General features: G+C 68.2%; 18 protein-coding genes. 3 read left to right on the top strand and 15 right to left on the bottom strand.

The window, feature by feature from the left end; genetic code table 11:
• Positions 1–9: 9 nt before the first annotated feature.
• From octT to GNX95_RS26125, 11 genes are all read right to left on the bottom strand, one after another.
• Complete coding sequence (gene octT, locus GNX95_RS26175; protein ID WP_163510011.1) at positions 10–741, bottom strand: diglucosylglycerate octanoyltransferase; 732 nt, start codon at positions 739–741, stop codon at positions 10–12.
• Positions 741–1,382 carry a histidine phosphatase family protein gene (locus GNX95_RS26170; RefSeq protein ID WP_163510010.1) on the bottom strand — a complete coding sequence of 214 codons (642 nt, stop codon included), beginning with the start codon at positions 1,380–1,382 and terminating at the stop codon, positions 741–743. The genes octT and GNX95_RS26170 overlap by 1 nt, the downstream gene beginning before the upstream one ends.
• Positions 1,379–1,759, bottom strand: coding sequence for a ribosome silencing factor (rsfS, locus tag GNX95_RS26165; protein ID WP_163510009.1), 381 nt, complete (start codon positions 1,757–1,759; stop codon positions 1,379–1,381). Before rsfS ends, GNX95_RS26170 begins: the two co-directional genes overlap by 4 nt.
• A 119-nt stretch (positions 1,760–1,878) precedes the next feature.
• Positions 1,879–2,517, bottom strand: coding sequence for a nicotinate-nucleotide adenylyltransferase (nadD, locus tag GNX95_RS26160; protein ID WP_246281731.1), 639 nt, complete (start codon positions 2,515–2,517; stop codon positions 1,879–1,881).
• Positions 2,518–2,567: 50 nt separating this feature from the next.
• Positions 2,568–3,569: a proline racemase family protein gene (locus GNX95_RS26155; protein ID WP_163510008.1), complete on the bottom strand. Its 1,002-nt coding sequence runs from the start codon at positions 3,567–3,569 to the stop codon at positions 2,568–2,570.
• A gap of 2 nt (positions 3,570–3,571) precedes the next feature.
• Positions 3,572–4,480, bottom strand: coding sequence for a dihydrodipicolinate synthase family protein (locus GNX95_RS26150; RefSeq protein ID WP_163510007.1), 909 nt, complete (start codon positions 4,478–4,480; stop codon positions 3,572–3,574).
• Complete coding sequence (locus GNX95_RS26145; protein WP_163510006.1) at positions 4,473–5,726, bottom strand: FAD-dependent oxidoreductase; 1,254 nt, start codon at positions 5,724–5,726, stop codon at positions 4,473–4,475. The genes GNX95_RS26150 and GNX95_RS26145 overlap by 8 nt, the downstream gene beginning before the upstream one ends.
• Complete coding sequence (locus GNX95_RS26140; RefSeq protein ID WP_163510005.1) at positions 5,726–5,965, bottom strand: (2Fe-2S)-binding protein; 240 nt, start codon at positions 5,963–5,965, stop codon at positions 5,726–5,728. The genes GNX95_RS26145 and GNX95_RS26140 overlap by 1 nt, the downstream gene beginning before the upstream one ends.
• Positions 5,962–7,098, bottom strand: a complete 1,137-nt coding sequence (locus GNX95_RS26135; RefSeq protein ID WP_163510004.1) for an NAD(P)/FAD-dependent oxidoreductase — start codon at positions 7,096–7,098, stop codon at positions 5,962–5,964. The genes GNX95_RS26140 and GNX95_RS26135 overlap by 4 nt, the downstream gene beginning before the upstream one ends.
• Complete coding sequence (locus GNX95_RS26130) at positions 7,095–7,754, bottom strand: GntR family transcriptional regulator (RefSeq protein ID WP_163510003.1); 660 nt, start codon at positions 7,752–7,754, stop codon at positions 7,095–7,097. The genes GNX95_RS26135 and GNX95_RS26130 overlap by 4 nt, the downstream gene beginning before the upstream one ends.
• A 106-nt stretch (positions 7,755–7,860) precedes the next feature.
• Positions 7,861–8,784 (bottom strand): hypothetical protein, encoded by a 924-nt coding sequence (locus GNX95_RS26125; protein ID WP_163510002.1) that lies wholly within the window; start codon positions 8,782–8,784, stop codon positions 7,861–7,863.
• Between the two features lie 344 nt (positions 8,785–9,128).
• On the opposite strand from GNX95_RS26125, the gene GNX95_RS26120 reads away from it, so the two are divergent.
• Entirely contained in the window at positions 9,129–9,986 is an 858-nt protein-coding gene (locus GNX95_RS26120; RefSeq protein WP_222853886.1) for a C1 family peptidase, read from the top strand.
• Positions 9,987–10,509: 523 nt separating this feature from the next.
• Positions 10,510–11,103 carry a histidine phosphatase family protein gene (locus GNX95_RS26115; protein WP_163510000.1) on the top strand — a complete coding sequence of 198 codons (594 nt, stop codon included), beginning with the start codon at positions 10,510–10,512 and terminating at the stop codon, positions 11,101–11,103.
• On the opposite strand, the gene GNX95_RS26110 is transcribed toward GNX95_RS26115, so the two are convergent.
• The 4 genes from GNX95_RS26110 to GNX95_RS26095 form a co-directional block, all read right to left on the bottom strand.
• On the bottom strand, positions 11,093–11,512 hold the full coding sequence (locus tag GNX95_RS26110; protein WP_163509999.1) for a hypothetical protein: 420 nt from the start codon (positions 11,510–11,512) through the stop codon (positions 11,093–11,095). The genes GNX95_RS26115 and GNX95_RS26110 overlap by 11 nt on opposite strands.
• Positions 11,509–12,078 (bottom strand): hypothetical protein, encoded by a 570-nt coding sequence (locus tag GNX95_RS26105; protein ID WP_163509998.1) that lies wholly within the window; start codon positions 12,076–12,078, stop codon positions 11,509–11,511. The genes GNX95_RS26110 and GNX95_RS26105 overlap by 4 nt, the downstream gene beginning before the upstream one ends.
• A 116-nt stretch (positions 12,079–12,194) precedes the next feature.
• Positions 12,195–13,601: a VWA domain-containing protein gene (locus tag GNX95_RS26100; RefSeq protein WP_222853885.1), complete on the bottom strand. Its 1,407-nt coding sequence runs from the start codon at positions 13,599–13,601 to the stop codon at positions 12,195–12,197.
• Positions 13,594–14,463: an AAA family ATPase gene (locus GNX95_RS26095; protein ID WP_163509997.1), complete on the bottom strand. Its 870-nt coding sequence runs from the start codon at positions 14,461–14,463 to the stop codon at positions 13,594–13,596. The genes GNX95_RS26100 and GNX95_RS26095 overlap by 8 nt, the downstream gene beginning before the upstream one ends.
• Before the next feature lie 215 nt (positions 14,464–14,678).
• Between GNX95_RS26095 and trpS the strand changes: the two genes are divergently transcribed.
• On the top strand, positions 14,679–15,695 hold the full coding sequence (gene trpS / locus GNX95_RS26090) for a tryptophan--tRNA ligase (RefSeq protein ID WP_187369683.1): 1,017 nt from the start codon (positions 14,679–14,681) through the stop codon (positions 15,693–15,695).
• Positions 15,696–15,712 lie beyond the last annotated feature (17 nt).

Raw genomic sequence — 15,712 nt, 5'->3', positions numbered from 1 at the left:
GCCTCGACCCTAGTCCCAGCAGGACCGTACGGTGGCCGCGAGGGCCGAACCGATCTCGGCGTGCGTCTGCCAGCCATAGTGCATGCCGTCCGGGTTGGCGCGACCGGCCAGCAGGTGCGGCCAGACGATCCGCGGCAGGTCGACCATTGGTACGTCCTGCCGCCGTCCCCACGCGCGCGCGGCCGCGACCGCCGGACCGTGGCCACGCGGCTCACCAGAGGCGCAGCCATAGACGGCGGCCTGGTGCGGCGGCGGCAGGATCCCCACCACCGGCACGCCAGGGTGGAAGAAGCGCACGCCACCGAGGCAGTTGGTCAGGTAGGTGTCCGTCAACGCCTGCGGCAACGCGCGCCACGGCGTACGCAGCGCGGCGACCGGCTGCGTCCGCTGGTATGCCTGCCGGACCGCGCGCCGCAACGCCGGTGGCCGCAGATAGCGGATCCCCTCCCGCAGCCAGGTCGGCACCGTCGTCGGCAGATAGTCCATGCCACCGACCGCCAGCACCACCGCCGAGGCACGCGCCAGCAGCACCGAATAGACGTACGGGTCGCGCGTCATCGACCACCACACGTCACGCGACGTCCAGCCGACGCGCGCGACCAGATCGGCGGTCACCGCGACACCGCCAGCGGACAGCTCAGCCGCCATCACGTTCGGGAACAGCCGAGGGTCGGTGCTGATCTCGCCACGCTCCGGCCCGTAGAACGCCAACGAGTCGGCGAAGACCAGGACGTGCTTCATCAGGGAGTGGCGGCACCGACGTTGTACGCGGACAGGACCCACTCGTCCGGCGCGTCGCTGGACACCACCGGCCGGGTGCGCAGCTGGGCCCAGTGGCAGTTGTGCAGGCCGCTGACCGTACGCGCCAGCTCCTCCGGCCAGCGCAGCAGCTCGGCCAGGCCGTAACGGATCGCGCCACCGTGCGACACCAGGATCACCGTCGCCTCGGTCACGTCGGAAACGCGCGTCACCGCGCTGCGGATCGCGGCGGCGACCCGCGTGCGTACGGCGTCAGGGTCCTCGCGGCCGTTGACCGTCGGTTGCCGGCCGGCCTGCCACATCGCGAACGCCTCGGAGTCGTGCTCGGCCAGCTCGGCGTGCGTCTTGCCCTGCCAGTCACCCCAGTGCCGCTCGCGCAGCCGCTCGTCGGTGTGTACGGCCAGGCCGGTGCGCTCGGCGAGCGCCGCGGCGGTCTGCTGCGCCCGCTGCAGGTCGCTGGAGACCAGCAACGACGGCGACATCGCGGCCAGCAGCTCGGCCGCCTTCTCCGCCTCGGCGACGCCGGTCTCGGACAGCGGCGGGTCGAGCTGCCCCTGGAACCGGCTCTCCGCGTTCCAGCCGGTCAGGCCGTGCCGCCAGAGGATCAGCCGTACGGAGGTCATTCGGTCGACTCCAACGCCGAGTCCACGAACGGGATGGTGGGGCAGTCCTTCCACAGCCGCTCCAGCGCGTAGAAGGCGCGCTCGTCGGAGTGCTGGACGTGCACGATGACATCGACGAAGTCGAGCAGGACCCAGCGGCCTTCCCGTGCGCCTTCGCGCCGGACCGGCTTGACGTCGTGTTGCGTACGCAGCCGCTCCTCGACCGCGTCGACGATGGCCGAGACCTGGCGCTCGTTCGGCGCGGACGCGATCAGGAACGCGTCGGTGATGACCAGCTGGTCGCTCACGTCCAGGATGACCACGTCGGTGGCCTTCTTGTCGGCCGCGGCCTGCGCGGCGGAGAGCGCGAGCTGACGCGCGCGATCGGACACCGGCACCGGTCAGGCCTCCTCATACGACGACATTGCGCAGCTCGAGGGTCTCATGCGCGGCTCACGACGGAGTCACTGGCACCACACTCCAGCCTCACCAGCAGAAACACGCCGACTACAGGCGGTCACCGATAGCCGGCGCCGTTGCCCGGGCCGTCGCCGCGATAGAGCCGGCGCTTCTCGATGTACTGCACCACCCCGTCCGGCACGAGATACCAGACCGGCCGCTTCGCCGCGACGCGCTCACGGCAGGAGGTCGACGAGATCGCCATCGCCGGCACCTCGATCAGCGAAACCGAGTCGGCCGGCACGTCGTCCGGCAGCTTCGGGTCGGACAGCTCGAAACCGGGCCGGGTGACGCCGACGAAATGCGCCATGCCGAACAGTTCCTCGTGGTTTTTCCAGGACAGGATCGCCGGCAGCGCGTCGGCGCCGGTGATGAAGAACATCTGCACGTCTTTGCCGTAGATCTCCCGCAAATCCTGCAGCGTGTCGATGGTGTACGTCGGCCCCGGCCGGTTGATGTCGACCCGGCTCACCGAAAACCGCGGGTTGGACGCGGTGGCGATGACGGTCATCAGATAGCGGTCCTCGGCGGGGCTGATCCCCTCTTTCCAGTACGGCTGGCCGGTCGGCACGAAGACGACCTCGTCCAGGCCGAACCGGTCGGCGACCTCGCTGGCCGCCACCAGGTGTCCGTGGTGGATCGGGTCGAACGTGCCACCCATGATCCCGATACGGTCCACCGGCTCGTCGATAGCCATCCGTGCATTGTCGCAGCTCAACCGGCCGTACGCTGGTGACGCGCAGCACGTTAGAACTGGAAGCCGGTGGGGAACGGGTCGGTCGGGTCCAGCAGGTATCGCGCGGTGCCGGTGACCCAGGCGCGGCCGGTGATGGTCGGCAGCACCGCCGGCAGCCCGGCCACCGAGGTCTCCCCGACCAGCCGGCCGACGAACCGCGAGCCGATGAACGACTCGTTCACGAAGTCGGTGTCCAGCGGCAGCTCACCGCGCGTCCACAGCTGCGCCATCCGCGCGGAGGTGCCAGTGCCGCACGGCGACCGGTCGAACCAGCCCGGATGGATCGCCATCGCGTGGCGCGAGTGCCGCGCATTCGAGCCGGGTGCGGCGAAATACACGTGATGACACACGTCGATGCCGGCGATCTCCGGATGCCGCGGCGGGTCTGCTTCGTTGATGGCCGCCATGATTGCCAGGCCGGCACGCAAAATCTCCTGCTGGTGGGCGCGGTCGTACGACAGGCCGAGGTCCTCAAGCCGTACGATCGCGTAGAAATTGCCGCCGAAAGCCAGGTCGTAGGACACCGCGCCGATGCCAGGCACCGAAACTTCGGCGTCGAGCCGCAGGACGTACGCGGGCACGTTCTCGATCGTCACCGACTCGGCGCGACCGTCTCGTACGGCGACACGCGCGATCACCAGGCCGGCCGGCGTGTCCAGCCGTACGACCGTCTCCGGCTCGGTCACCGGCACCATGCCGGTCTCGACCAGAACCGTTGCCACGCCGATGGTTCCGTGTCCGCACATCGGTAGACAGCCGGACACCTCGATGAAGACCACACCCCAGTCGGCGTCCGCGCGCGCCGGCGGCTGCAGGATCGCACCACTCATCGCCGAGTGGCCGCGCGGTTCGTTCATCAGTAACAACCGCAGATCGTCCATCGTGGACATGAAATGCCGGCGCCGGTCGTTCATGGTCTCGCCCGGGATGGCGCCGACGCCGCCGGTGACGACCCGCGTCGGCATGCCTTCGGTGTGCGAGTCGACGGCGCTGAACATCCGGCTGGCACGCATTTTCAGTCCCTCGTCCTCAGATGTTCCAGCGCTCGCGCCACGTCCGCGCGTACGCGCTCCTCGTTTTCCTGGCTCAGCGGACCACGCGGCGGCCGGGTCGGTCCACCGTAGCTCTCGCCGACGATGTCCATGCTGAGCTTGATCGCCTGGACGAACTCGGTGCGCGAGTCCCAGCGGAAGGCCGGCAGCAGATGACGATAGAGCTCTCGCGCCTCGGCGATCCGGCCGGCCCTCACCAGGTCGTAGAGCTCCACCGACGCGGCCGGAAACGCGTTTGGATAGCCGGCAAACCAGCCGACCGTGCCGTCGACCAGCGTCTCGAACAACAGGTCGTCGGCGCCGGAGACGACGTCGAGGTCGCACAGCTCACGGATCTCCAGCACCCGCCGCGCGTCGCCGGAAAACTCCTTCACCGCAACGACTTCCGGGATCTTCGCCAACTCGGCGAGCAGGTGCGGTGTCAGGTCGACCTTGGTGTCGAACGGATTGTTGTACGCCATGATCGGCAGACCGACCTCGGCGACTTTCGTATAGTGTTCAACGACTTCCGACGCCGACGCGCGGTAGACGATCGGCGGCAGCAGCAAAACCGCGTCGGCACCGTCTTCTTTGGCCAGCTCGGCCCACTTCTGTGCCTGGTGCCAGCCGACCGCGTGCGCGCCGGCGATCACGATTCCCCGGCCGTCGACCGCGGAAACCGCGGTCTGCACCACCTTCCGCCGCTCCTCGTCGGTCAGCGACGAATACTCCCCCAGCGATCCGTTGGCTCCGATGCCGCGGCAACCGTTGCGGATCAGCCAGTCGCAGTGTGCCGCGTAGCGGTCGTAGTCCACCGCCAGGCCGGCCGGCGCGGACTTGTCCGGCCGGAACGCCAGCGTGGTCGCCACGACGACACCGGTCAGATCACTCATCGTCTTTTCCTCTCTCCGAAGCCAGATCTCCAAGGCGTACGGGGATCGCGATCGGACGGCGGTCGGTGGTGGCACCGTCCGGGGCCGCGGACAGCAGGTCCTCGACCGTACGTCCGCAGATCCGTCCCTGGCAGATGCCGAGGCCGGCGCGAGTGCCGAGTTTCAGCGACCGCAGGCCGGCATCGCCGTACGCGACGCGCGTTTTCCGTAGGAAATCGAAGGAAACCTCTTCGCATCGGCACACCAAGGTGTCACCGGTCAGCCAGGCCCTCCAGCCGGCGCCGATCGCGTGGACCTTCCCCATCCGCATCGCGAACCGCCGCAAGGCCTGTCGTCGTCTGACAAGTTTGCCCGGTGGCGGGCTGCCTGCCGCGCAGAGTCCGGCGATCTCGCCTTCCACACGTGCGAGTTGCGCGCCACCGATGCCGGTTATCTCGCCAGCCGCGAAAACACCTGGCACGGACGTACGTTGTGCGTTGTCGACAGCCACAAAGCGGTCCGGCGACAGGTCACATCCGGCCGCCAGTGCCAACTCCAGCCGCGGCGTGAAACCATGGCTGACACAAACGGCATCGACTCTGATCCGCTGTTCCGTGCCGGGCAACGGCCGCCACAACCGGTCAACCGACGCGACCGTCACCGACTCGACCCGGTCGACGCCGTTCGCGGCGACGACCGCCTTGCCGACGCGATATGGGATGCGGCGCCGAGCCATCGTCGCCAGATAAGACAGAAACTCGCCGGACTTGCCGATCGCGTCGAGTCCGACATAGCCGGAAAACGACCGCGCCGCCTCGTAAACACCGACGACTCGCGCGCCGACGCGAGCCAGCGATGTGGCGACCGGCAACAAAAACGGGCCGGCGCCGGCGACGACGACCCGGCGCCCGATCGCGGTCCCCTCGCTTTTCGCCAATGCCTGGGCCGCGCCGCCGGTGACCACACCGGGCAGATCCCAACCGGGGAAAGGCAAAGTGCGGTCGTGCGCTCCGGTCGCCAGGACGAGCGCGTCCGGCTCGTACGTCCGCATCTCGCCGCCGACCAGCGCGTGCACGGTCCGCGGCGGCTCGATCGTCCACACCTCCGCCTTGACGTGGTTTTCGTCGTACGGCACGGCAGATCCGCGCCAATACTGGCCGCCGACGCGGTCGTACGCGTCGAGCAACGTCACCGAAGCTCCGGCCGCGCGCGCCGCCGCGGCGGCCGCCAGCCCGGCCGGTCCGGCTCCGATCACCAGCACGCGCATCAGGATTCTCCGGTCACGACAATGTCACCGTCGGCCGCGGCGCGCTGGCATGCGCGTACGCCCGGCTCGCCGTTGACCGTCACCAGACAGTCGAAACACACGCCGATGCCACAGAAAAGCCCGCGAGGAGCGCCGCCGCGCGTCTGCCGCCACGCGACGATTCCGGCCGCGTGCAGCACACCTGCGAGGGACTGCCCATCGCGGCCAGCCACTGGTTTTCCGTCCACCTGAACGATCACGCGAACCGTCCAGGACCAAACGGCACCGGATCGATCGCCGGCGGCTTGCCGAGCATCAGATCGCGCAGCAGGTCACCGGTGGCCACCGACAGTCCAACACCTGCGCCTTCGTGACCGGTCGCGTGCCACAGACCGGAAAGTCGCGGATCCGCGCCGATCACCGGCAGGTGGTCGGGCACGTACGGCCGGAAGCCACCGTATGCGCGGATCACCGGAACGCCTGCCAGGAAAGGAAAAAGCCGCAACGCCTTGGCGGCCAGCTCCCGTAAGACCGGTACGCGCAAGCGATCGTCGAAACCGACGCGTTCGCGTGACGACCCGATGAGCACCGTGCCCCCTCTGGTCGACTCGACGACACTGGACGTCCGCAGATCGGCGTCGGAGGACTCGACCACGCCGACATAGTCCGCGTCGTAGACCTTGTGGAAAATCCGTTGCCGCATCGGCGCGGTCACCAGGATGTTGCCGCGGCGCGGCGAAACCGGCAGCCGTACGCCGAGCCGCTCGGCGACCTCACCGGACCACGGACCTGCGGCGACGACGACGCGATCCGCTCGCAGCTCGCCGGAATCCGTTCGTACGCCGGCCAAATCCTCACCGGCGAGCACCGGACCGACAACCTCGGTGCCGGCCAGGATCCGAGCACCACGGCGGCGCGCGGACGCGAGCAACGCCTCGGTCGCGATCGCGGGCTGCACCTGCGCGTCCTCCGGATAGTGGACAGCGGCGACGATCGCCGGATTCAGCTCGGGCTCAAGCTCCAGCGCCTCGGTGACCGAGACCGGCCGTGCGTCGATGCCGGCCTCACGTTGTGTCGCAGCGAAATCCAGCAGCGGCTGCGCCTCGGTCGTGGACACGACCAAGCCGCCTTTCCGCTCGAACTCCAAGGAGGGAAACTCGAGCTCGGCCGACAACTCGTCGATGACCGCCGGCCAGAGCCGAAGGGCGTACCGCGCAAGCAGAAGCTCAGGCCCCGGCAGCTTGTCGGAGAGCAGGATGTTGCCTTCGCCGCTGGACGACGTGCCGCCGGCCGGTGCGCCGCGCTCGACCACGGTCACCATGCATCCGGCGGCGGCGAGGCTGCGCGCACAGGCCGCGCCGACGATGCCGGCGCCCACGACGACGACGTTCATTCCGGCCGTCCAGCCCACCACCCCAGCACGTGGCCGACATGGCGGCTCATCAGCGTACGCACGTCCCTGGTTTTCCCCGCCACCAACAAATCGAGCAGCTCGTGATGCTCTGCCGCCGACGCGGCGAGCTCGGTGGTGCCCAGCATGTGCGCGAGGCCGGTCATCCTGGTCTGCGAACGCAGGTCGGCGACCAACGCCACCAACCGCCGGTTTCCGGTCAACGCCAGCAAACTCAGGTGGAAGTCGACGTCCGCGGCCAGATACGCGGTCAGGTCGGACCGCTGCTCGCCGGCCACGATCGCGTCGGCTTTCTCGCGAAACTCGGCGATCCGGTCGGCCGGAAGCCGCAGGCTCGCGGTGGCCGGCACCTCCACCAGTTGGCGGATCTGGACGATCTCGTGCAGGTCGGCCTCGACCACCTCGGTGACACGGAAACCCTTGTTGCGTACCGGTTCCACGAAGCCGCGCTGCTCCAGGTCGAGCATCGCCTCGCGCACTGGCGTCGCGGACACGCCAAACCGCGCCGCCAGTGTCGGCACGCTCACCAATGCGCCTGGCGCCAGCTCGCCGGAGATGATCGCGGCGGACAACGCGGAAACGACCTGTTCGCGCAGGTTTGCCGGTGGTGCCAGGTCAGGAAGGCCGGAAATCGCCACCGCCGCTCCAAGTCGATCTGGTGATGCGTGACATATTACTGTCACGCGACGGTGGATGTGTCAATGCAGAACAGGCCGATGACCGGTGGCGGTCACCGGCAGCGGATCATTCCCATTCCCAGCACATGCCATAGATTCCGGCGCTCAGGCCGGTGAACGCGACGTGCGCGACCAGCTCCGGGCTGATCCACACCTCGCGCAGGTCCGTACGGTCCTCGTCCGGTTTCGGCCGGCGATAGGACAGGCAACGCGCCGGCACCGCCTCCGGCGAGAACTCGACCTCCAGCAGATACTGGCCGGTCGGATGCCGGAAGATCCGGTCGAAGAAGTCGTCCCTCGTGCCGGTTTCAAGGAAATATTCGTAAATCGTGGTGTCGCCTCGACTCAGCACGCGGTCGAAGACGATCTCGATGGCCACGAAACCGGCCTCCGGTGCCGTCCGGACCCGGCCGACGCGGCAGTGGCGCGTACGCGACATGGTCACGATCCGCGGCGGATGTCCGGTGGCGTGCAGGAAATAGTTGCGGCCGACCCGGTCGGCGGTCGCCTGTACGACCAGTCGCGAGGTGTGACCGGACAGCGTGCGGTCGGGGTTGACGCGTACGCAGTCGTGGCTGCTGAGCAACCGGAGCTGCTGCGCCTCCGGCACGCCGAGCTCGGCCATCAGCCGCTCCGCGACCTCGGAGTCGTCGAAGAACTCACCGAATTTCTCCGGCTGCCGGTCGGCGGCCAGCCAGCGGCCACGCGGCCGCGGCTCGCCGAGCAGCCTGGTGAGGCTGTTCGGCGGCAGCCGCAGCAGCTTTTCCAGCACCTGCACGCCTTGCAGCGATCCGGCGCGCTCCGGCTGACTCCGGCCGTGCTTCCAGTAGCTCAGCGTCGTCGTGCTCACCCGTACGCCGTTGTCGGCCAGCCGTTGCTGCAGTCGCTGAAGGCTGAGGCCACTGGCCTCCACCGCCAACGTCAACGCTCGATGGAACGGACCGCGCTCGAGCGCGGCTCGCAACGCATCGGCCTGCACACTCTCGTCCATGTCCCGGCTCCCGCGACCTCTAAACCGGTCGACACTTTATATTCAGTTGAATTCACATAACAACTGATTGTTCCACCAGCGCGCCGAAACCGCGTATGGTCCCGGTAGTTCCGAGACACGGCATAAGCCTGTCTTAAGAATATTCGGCCGCCGAGGCCGAAAAATCTCCGGCACCACCGAAGTCTCACACACCGCTCCGGCGCATCGCGCTCACGAGCGGTTACTAAATCGATCTATAGAGCGGTGATTTTTGCTCCAGGCCACAGCAAAACGGCACATATCCCACTCTCCGCGCCATGAAGTCACCCAAAACTGTGACCGGCGCACTCACCGGAAGGACGCACATGCGCACTGTCGCACTGCGCGCCGCAGCCGTCGGCGCGATCGCCTGCCTGAGCCTGACCACACCGGCGATGGCACTGGCCGCACCCGCTCCCCAGCCGCACGAGCACGGTCTGGGCATGCGACTGGACCACACGCCGAAGGTCAGCTCCGCGGCTCTTCCGGTGCGGCCACTGAAAGCCGGTGCCGCGGTGCCGGACAGCTATGACCTCAGCTCGTACGCGCTGTCGCCCGGCGACCAGGGCCAGGTCGGGTCGTGCGTCGCCTGGGCCACCATGCACAGCGGCTACGGGATTCTCATGCACGAGCAGCGCATCTCCGGCGCGCCGATGGCGCCGATGTACATCTACGCGCAGATCGCGCGCGGCAACGACCAGGGCACCAACGGTGACGTGGCGCTGGACATGGCGAAAGCGCAGGGCGTCGACACCGCGGCGGACTACTGGCAGGGACCGTACGACTACACGACCCAGCCGGACGCGTCCGAGCGCGCGAACGCCGCACATTACCAACTTTCCGGCTACACAACGCTTCCGACCGGCTCCCGGCTGACCGCGGCGGTCAAGCAGTCGATCGCCCAGGGCCTGCCGGTCTCGGTCGGCCTGCCGGTGCACAACAGTTTCATGGACGTGGACGCGCAGACCGCCAGCGACTACAGCTACATGCCTGGCGACGACTGGTCGGACCCGGTTGCCGGCGGCCACGAGATGGCGGTCATCGCGTACAACAGCCAGGGCGTGACGTTGGAGAACTCGTGGGGCACCAGCTGGGGTAACCGCGGCTACATCAACGTCTCGTGGGCCTTCCTGACCACGTACGTCGACGAGGCCTTCTCGATCGGCAAGCTCGTCCAGTCCTGAGAAAGGCGGCGCCGCCGGTCAGTATGGTTGGAAGAGCTTGAAAACCAGCCGGCCGGCGGCCCGTTGTAGGCGTATCGCGGAAACGACGCACGAAAGCCAGCAACGACGGCGGCTCCTGCGCACTGCGGCTCGCGCTGGACACACCGGACCGGGTCGACCGGATGGTGCTGATGGCGCCGCACCGCTGCGGATGCTGTCCGGCGATTCGTCACGACCCAGTCCGGCATGGGACACATCACGCTGACCTCGACCAGGCCGTCCCGAATTCGCGGTTATGTCAACTCCGTATTCGACGCGCGGCCGACCGACCAGGTCGAGGAGACAATCGCCGGCGTAAGGCTCAAGATCCGCTTCCTGCGCGTCGACGAGCGCCATCATTCGGTGGCGGTCGCTTCGAGTGGGAGGTTGGCCAGACCATCACGCAGCGGCTGCGGCAGTTTGGCAACGCCGCGCGGTCGCTCACTCGGCGTGAGGAGAGCGTCCCGCCGCACGGTCGCTGACCGCCGCATGCCAAGCTTTGCCGATGGCTTACCGGTTTCTGTACCTGGCAAGGCACGGCGACGCCGGCGCGGACGGTGAGCTCACCGACGCCGGCCGGCGACAGGCCGCGCTGCTGGCGCAGCGGCTGAAACACGTCCCGTTCTCGGCGATCCACCACAGTCCGCTGCCACGCGCGGCGGCCACCGCGGCGCTGGTTTCCGAGGCACTGCCTGGTGTTGCGGTGACCGCGGACGAGATCGTCGGCGACTACGTGCCGTACGTGCCGGAGCCCGGCACGCTGCCAAAGCCGTACGCGGACTTCATCGACGCTTTCGGCGCCGACGACCTCGCCGACGGTCCGCCGCTGGCGCGCGCGGCGCTGGAACGGTTTACGCAGCCGACCAAGGACGACACGTACGAGCTGGTCGTCACGCACAACTTCCTGGTGGCCTGGTTCGTCAGCCAGGCGCTGGACGCGCCGCCGGCCCGCTGGATGGGCCTCAACCAGGCCAACTGCGGCCTCACCGTGATCCTCTACCGGCCGGACCGGCCGCCGTCGCTGATCGTCTTCAACGACATGAACCACCTGACCGTCGACCTGCGCTGGACCGGCTTTCCAGAGGAGCTCACGGTTTGAGCCGTGACCTCACCGCGCGCTCGGTGTGCTCGGGATCGATGGTGAACGCTTCGTACGCCGGCTCCTGGCTGGCTTCCTCGACGTCCTCCGACGCCGCGAAAAACGCTGCGAACAGCGCTCGCGCCCGATGGAAATACACCTCACCGGCCTGCTCGTCGCCGGCATCGTCGGCATCGGTGCCGAGCTTGTCCGCCGCGTACGCCAGCCGCCGCAACTCGGCGCGTACGGCCTGGTTGGCCACTTTGCCGGCACGAAGCTGCACAAGCGCCGCCTCGACCTCGCCGACCTGAGCGAGCTGGTTTATCCACTCCACCATCGACACTCCGACGGCACGCTTCGTGCCGTCGTCGGCGGCCGCGAGCGCGGTCGCGAGCGCCTCGTTGGTCATCGCCAGTCGGGATCGGCTCATTTCTTCGGGCCCTGCTTTCTCCGGTCATGCCAGTTTTGGGTTTCCCGCGCCGCGCGCGACGCGCGCGGATCGGGACCGGCAGGCGGAGGTGCGTGTCCGCCCTGCGTTCTCTGCCACTCTCGCCACGTCCGCGAGGCTGGCGCGATCCCCTCCGCCAGCATCTCATCTTCGCATGGCGGACAGATGAGCCTGCCAGCCGCGATAGCGGTGATACGCAATTCGGCGTCTCGCGCTTTCGGATCGGTTTGGCGGCGCCGCTCCAGGTGGCGGATACTGCGTACTTCCGCGTCCGCCAGGCCCGGATGCGACGCGACCTCGATTTTCTCCTCCTGCGCGTTGATCCATGCCTGGACGCTCGGCAGGATGTTGCCGCCACGGCGGCTTGTCGACAGCAGCAGGTGTCGATTTTCCGCCTTGTCGGCGACGACACTTATCGAGTAACACTCCGAGGAGTCGTCCGGGACCAGCCGCTGCACCTGGCGTACGGCCATCCTGGCTCGCGCCTTGTCCGCGGCCAGCTGCGCACGCGCGAAAAGTCTCTGACCACGTGCCGCGTCGTCCGACATCGCCGATCACCTGCCCCCGTCGCTGGTGCCGAACCAGCATCGTCGCACGACTCGCGGCCACTCACCGCGATTGCCATACACTGCATTGCACCTGCAGATGCACGAGCATGCGCCGGCTAGTGTGGCAGGAGCTGTTGGACGAAATGCGCCAGCTGCGACGCGTTACGGCATTCCACCATTGGTAGGACTTCGGCGTACTGGCCGGCCACCGAGTCACCACTGTCCCAGTGCCGGCGCGGCTCCGGATTCAGCCAGAATGCCTGGCGAGCCGAGGAGACCAGGTTTTTCAGCGATGCCAGGCCAGGATCGCGGAAGTTCGTACGCGCGTCACCGAGAATCAGCAACGAGGTGTTCGGTCCGACGGCGTCCGGCCAGTTGTCCTCGAACGTCTCGAACGCGCGGCCATAGTCGCTGTGGCCGTCAAACTGGACGACCCGCGCTTCGGACATCAACCGGCTCACCGCGTCCGGCAGCTCGATGTCAGGTCCCAGAAAGCGGGTGATCTCGTCGCAGCCGTCGACAAAGGCGAAGGCGCGGAGTTTCGCGAACTGCTCGCGCAAAGCACGGGTCAGCAACAGCGTGAAATGCGCGAAGGACGCGGTCGAGCCGGAAACATCGCACAGGACGACGAGTTCGGGCTTGTGCGGACGGCGTGGACGGAAATGCGTGACGACCGGCGCGCCACCGGTCGCGAGCGACGCGCGTACGGTGCGGCGGATGTCGAGGCGGCCGCGGCGCGGATGCCGGCGGCGGATCGCCAACCGCGCCGCCAGCCGGCGCGCCAGCGGCTGCACCGTACGCCGCAGCTCGGCCAGATCGTCCCTGGTGGCGCGGAGAAAATCGACCTGGTCGGCCAGCGCCGGCACCGCGTGCCGCGCCACCGTGTCGGCGCCACGCTCCTCGACCAGCCGCCGCCGCGTCTCCGCCTCGACCTGCCTGCGAAAACGCGCCGTACGGTCGGAAATCGTCGCGCGCGCGACCATCTCGTCCATCGCAGACGGCGGCTCGTCGGTGTCCGGCCGGCGCAGCATGTCGGCCAGCAGCGTGGAAATCAGCGTCTCCGGCGACATCTGCCGCATCACGCGGTAGGAAAACCACGACTGCCGTCCCGGCCCGGCGGACTGCCGGCCGAGGCTCGCCACCGCCTGCTCGGCGACCCGCCGCAGATCGTCCTCGTCGCCGCGCAACAATGCCTCGGTGAGCCGCCGGCGCAGCTCGTCCACATCGGACTCGTCGCCGCGCAACTGTCTGTCCACAGTGGATGGAGCGCCGGACGCGGACGGAAACCAGATGTCGAAGATGACGTCGAAAGTCCTGCGATGCTGGGGATTCTTGACCATGGCCGCGGCGAGGCCTTCGCGCAGCTGCCAGCGCTGCGTCAGGTCGACCGCGGCGGTCACGGCGGTGGCGTCGATCTCCTCCGACGCCGACACCGGAATGCCGGAGTTTCGCAGAGCGCGTGCGAACTGGACGAGCAGACCGAAAAGTCCCTCGCCCACCTGGTGCGCGCCGACGTCAGCCAAGTTTCAGCATCCGAGCGGCTTTTTCCGCGTCGCTCGCGTGTTTGGTGACGGTGCCGAGGGTCGCGCGTACGGTCGCCGAGTCGAGCGTGTCCAGGCCGAGCGCCAACAACGTGTGCACCCAGTCCAGCGTCTCGGCGATCGACGGCGACTTTTTCAGCTCCATCTCACGCAAGGCGTGCACCGTGCGGACGATCTGCTCGGCCAGGTCGGCCGGCGCCTGCGGCACCCGTGCCAGCACGATCTCCAGCTCGCGCTCGGCGCTCGGATATCCAATGTGGACATAGAGGCAGCGGCGGCGCAGTGCCTCGGACAGCTCGCGGGTCGCGTTCGAGGTGAGTACGACGAAAGGCCGCGTCGACGCGGCGATCGTGCCGAGCTCGGGCACCGTCACCTGAAACTCCGACAGCACCTCCAACAGCAGTGCCTCGACCTCGACGTCGGCCTTGTCCGTCTCGTCGACCAGCAGCACGGTCGGCTCCGTACGCCGGATCGCCGCCAGCAACGGCCGCTCCAGCAGAAACTCCGCGCTGAAGATCTCGTCGTGCGTCGAGTCCCAACTGCGCTCGTCGCCGGCGGCCTGGATGCGCAGGAGCTGTTTTCGATAGTTCCACTCGTAAAGAGCGCGCGCCTCGTCGATGCCCTCGTAGCACTGCAGGCGTACGAGCTGCGACCCGGTCGCGGCGGCGACGGCCTTGGCCAGCTCGGTCTTGCCGACACCGGCCGGCCCCTCGACCAGCAGCGGCTTGCCGAGCTGACCGGCCAGGAACACGCTGGTGGCGGTCGCGTCGTCCGGCAGGTAGCCGGTCGACGACAGCCGGTCGCGGACCTCCTGGACGGACGAGAACTGCGGCGTACGACTCATGCGGTCACACTACGTCTCGGTTTTGCGGTAGTCTCCTGTCCATGCAGATGAGGACCGCCTCCTCCGGCGCCGCGCGGGTCACGCGCAGCGTCGTCTGCTGGTGGCCGCGCTGACGCGGCCCCGCATTATTGCGTAAATCACATTTCGGCCGCTCGATGAGGCGGCCGCTTTCGTGTCTCCGGCCGGCCTCCGCGAGCCCCACCCAGGAGGACGCCATGACCCCCGACACGCTTGCCACCCAGCTGCTGACCTGTACCCGCCGCTACACCGGCCTGACCCCGAGCGGCAACCCGCAGCTGGGCAACCTGATCGGCGCCATCCGGCCGGCGATCGCCGACGCCGACAGCACCGAGACCGTGGTCGCGATCGTCGACCTGCACGCGTTGACCGTCGAACACGACGCCCGCCAGCTCGCCGAGCGTACGCTTCGTTTCGCCACCGTGATCCTCGCCGCCGGCCTCGACACCAGGCAGGCGCCGCTTTACGCGCAAAGCCACGTGAGCGCGCACACCGGCCTGCATTATTTGCTGGAGGCCGCGACTCATTACGGCGAGGCGCACAGAATGATCCAGTTCAAGGAAAAATCGGCCAAGCAGGAGACCGTACGGCTGGCGCTGCTGACCTATCCGGTGTTGATGGCCAGCGACATTCTGTTGTACGACACCGACGAGGTGCCGGTCGGTGAGGACCAGCGCCAGCACGTGGAGCTGGCGCGCGACATAGCCATCCGCTTCAACCGCACCTACGGCGATGTCTTCACCGTGCCGAAAGTGGTGCTGCCCGAGGTGGCCGCGCGGATCATGGACCTCACCGACCCGACCCGCAAGATGGGCAAGACCAATGCCGGTGGCGCCGGCGTGATCTTCCTGCTGGACCGGCCGGACGAGATCCGCAAGAAGATCAGCCGGGCGGTCACCGACTCGCGCAACTCGGTCGCGTACGACCCGGACAACCAGCCGGGCGTGTCCAACCTGCTGTCCATCGCGGCGGCGCTGACCGGCACCGACCCGGAGCTGATCGCCGGCGATTTCGCCGGCTATGGCGCACTGAAATCCGGTGTCACCGACATCGTGGTCGAGGCGCTGCGGCCGCTGCAGGTCCGCTATGCCGAGCTGTCCGCCGACCCGACGACCGTACGCGGCATCCTCGCCGACGGCGCCCACCGGGTCGCCGAGCGTGCCGACCGTACGCTCAACCGCGCGCGTACGGCCATCGGCCTGCTGCCGGCCTGATCCGATTGGCACCTTCT

Origin of the sequence: Fodinicola acaciae (genome assembly GCF_010993745.1) — a bacterium.
GTDB lineage: Bacteria > Actinomycetota > Actinomycetes > Mycobacteriales > HKI-0501 > Fodinicola > Fodinicola acaciae.
This window is presented reverse-complemented; position numbering and strand designations above follow the sequence as displayed.